The following is a 3,425-nucleotide window of genomic DNA, read 5'->3' as shown; positions in this document are numbered from 1 at the left end:
GTTCGATACTGACCACAGTGGCACGCTCAAGCGCAGCGGCTGGGCGGATCGCACCACAGGCATGCTGGTGATCGATGATGGCAGCGGCCAGATCAAGGACGTCAGCCAGATGTTCTCCGAGTATTACGGCGGCAAGGCCGGCGTCAACGGCGCAGCGGGCGAGACCAAGTTCAAGGACGGTTTCGCGGCGTTGGCCAGCGAGGACGCGAACAAGGACGGCGTGATCGATCAGAAAGACCCGATCTGGAGCAAGCTGCGGGTCTGGGTCGATGGCACCCACGATGCAAAAGTCGATGCCGGTGAACTGAAGACGCTGGCCGAGCTGGGCATTACCCAGATCAACGTCCGCGCCGCTTCCAGCAATGCTGAAATCCGTGACGGCAACAAGGTGCTCGCCACCGGTTCGTTCACCATCAATGGCAAGAACCAGGAAGCGCTGGCGGTCGATTTCCTTGGTGATCCGGTCAGCAACACCCTGAGCACTCAGGGCAGCGGTACACGAGTGACCTCCACCACCAACGGCATCACCACCACCGCGTATGCCAGCCAAAGCGCCACTGGTGAAACCCTGAACGCTGCGCAACTGGGTGTGAGCAATCTGTACGGCGGCAGCGGCGACGACACGTTGATCGCCGCACCTGCTGGCGGATGGCTGGTGGGCGGTGCCGGTAGCAACACCTATGTCGGCGGGGCAGGCGATGACGTCTTTGTTATCAGCGCTTCGGACAATCCGGTCAATATTCACGGCAATGGCGGTCACGACACGGCGATCATCGTCGGTGACAAAGGCGTGGTGTTGAACATGGCCCACGCCGGTTTGACCATCGCCGAGGGTGGCAGCGGCAACGACACGATCATGAGCGGTGGCACTGGCAGCGCCTTCATCAAGGGCGGCTCGGGCAATTCGACGCTGGTGGGCGGTGCTGGCAACGACGTACTGGTCGGCGGCACCGGCCACAACACCATCATCGGCGGCAGCGGCAAGGCGGTTATCTATGCCGGGCCGCAGGGCGACGTCATTTACGCCTCCGAAGCCGGCAGCATCATTCACGCCGGTGGCGGCGCCGATACAATCTACGGCGGCGCCGGTAACGATGTGATCGAAGTCGGCCACGGCAATGCAACCATCGACGGCGACGGCGGGATCAACCTGGTGACGCTGCATGGCAACCATGGCGATTACCGCATCAGCCGCACCGACAGCGGTTATGAAGTGGCTGACAAGGTCGCCGGCCGTGACGGCACGGTGACGCTGAAAAACATCCAGAAGCTCAACTTCTCGGACATTTCTGCCGTCGACCTGCAAACCCCCAACGCCATGCCCGTGGCGGATGTGCTGACCCATGACAAGGACGGCAAGGTCTTCGATCGTACGCAGACTCACCTGATTTCCGCAGAGAGCCTGTTGGCCAATGATCAACACCTCAACAGCCAGGGCGCGTTGCGTATCGCCAATGTCGGCGACGCGGTGGGCGGTACGGTCAGCCTCACGGCCCAGGGTGATGTGCTGTTCAACCCGGACGCGCATTACACCGGTTTGATCAGCTTCAAATACGGCGTAGTCGATGCGGCGGGCAATCTGTCGGCGTCGGTGGTAGACCTCGGCAGTGGGCAAACCGCGCCAATGCGTGCCGRTGTCACCTTGCTGACCCCGGAAGTACCGCTCGATCCACTTGCGGCGCAGGAATGGTACTTGAGCGACACCAACGTGCTGCCGGTCTGGAAGGACTACACCGGCAAAGGCGTGCGCATTGGTCAGTTCGAGCCAGGTGGCCAGTTCGCCACGGCACCTGAAATCTTTGATATTGCCCACCCGGATCTGGCGCCGAACGTCGACAAAGCCTGGTTGCAGACTCAGCAGGCGGGCGGCACGTTGCCGGGGCTGGTGTCCAATCACGCAACGATGGTCGCGGGCGTCATGGTCGCGGCCAAGAATGGCGCAGGTGGCGTAGGTGTGGCCTACGACGCAACGTTGGGCGGTTATTACCTGGCCAACAGCGGCGCCGACCTTGCTGGATTGGGGCATATGGTCAGTTTTGACATTGCCAACAACAGCTGGGGGTTCTCGAACGATTTCGCCCTGAGCAATTTGCAGAACGGCCAGATCAACACTGCCGCTGCGCTGACCATGAATGCGCAGTATGCGGCGAGCAACGGTCGTGGCGGCTTGGGCACCATTATTGTGGCGGCGGGCGGCAACAGCCGAGCGACTGGCGGCAATGCCCAGGGTTCGCTGACCAACAACAACCGCTTCTCGGTCGAGGTCGGCGCGATCAACGCTCAGGGTGATCTGTCGACCTTGCAGATCGGCTCTTCACCGTTCTCCAATCCCGGTGCAAGCCTGCTGGTTTCGGCACCGGGCAGCAACGTTGTGTCCACCAGCCATATGCTGGAAACCGAGCGCGGTTCTACCTTCGGCAACGACTACACCAGCATGCAAGGCACCAGTTTTGCCGCGCCGATCGTCTCCGGCATTGTCGCGCTGATGCTGCAGGCCAACCCGAACCTCGGTTATCGGGATGTGCAGCAGATCCTGGCGTTGTCGGCGCGCAAGATCAACGACCCGTCCACCCAGTGGAGTGACAACGGCGCCCACGGCTGGAACGGTGGGGGCATGCACACCAGCAACGATTACGGCTTTGGTGAAGTCGATGCGCGGGCTGCCGTTCGCTTGTCCGAAGCGTGGATGACCCAAAGCACCGGCGCCAACGAGTACGTCTACAGCGCGTCGAGCGGTGCGCTTGGAAAACCATTGGCGGCGGGAGCGACGCTGACTTCGTCCATCGCCATGAACGCCGGTTTGAACGTTGAGCACGTCGAGATCGACTTCGATGCCCAGGTCGGTCGTCTTGGCGATCTGACGCTCAAACTGATTTCCCCCGATGGCACCCAGAGTGTTCTGCTCAACMGTCRGGGCAAGGTCCCGGACGGCATGCCGGGCGCGAGTGCGAGTGATGTCGGTAGCACGCAGTCCGGCGCGTTCAAGTACACCTTCATGTCGACCCATGACTTCGGCGAACGCTCGGCTGGCAACTGGACGTTGCAGGTGACGGATTCGGCTTCCGGTCTGCCTGTCACGCTCAACAGCTGGTCGCTGCGTTTGTATGGCAGCAAGGCCAGCCCGGACGACACCTATTTCTATACCGATGAATACATCAAGTCGGTGGCCGCGAACGCCAATCGTGGGGTGCTCGATGATGCCGTCAATGGTGTAGCGGGCGGGCGCAATACCCTCAATGCCGCAGCTGTTTCGGGGGATACCTCGGTCAATCTGCTGACCGGTGTCGCCAGCATCGACGGCGCGGCGTTGACGGTGAAAAATCCATCGAGCATTCAGAACATCGTCACTGGCGATGGCAACGACACGCTGGTCGCCGGTGCGGCGGATGCCTTGCTCGATGGCGGGCGGGGCAATAACAATCTGG

Annotated in this window: 1 protein-coding gene; it reads left to right on the top strand. The window is 61.6% G+C overall.

The features are described from left to right. Positions 1-3,425, top strand: a 3,425-nt coding sequence (locus AC1DH9_RS25395) for a S8 family serine peptidase (protein ID WP_477809007.1), incomplete at both ends; no start/stop codon positions are given.

It is taken from the genome of Pseudomonas sp. 05T35, from assembly GCF_056396605.1.
Note: the sequence above shows the minus strand (reverse complement) of the source record. Positions and strands in the feature narration are given on the sequence as shown.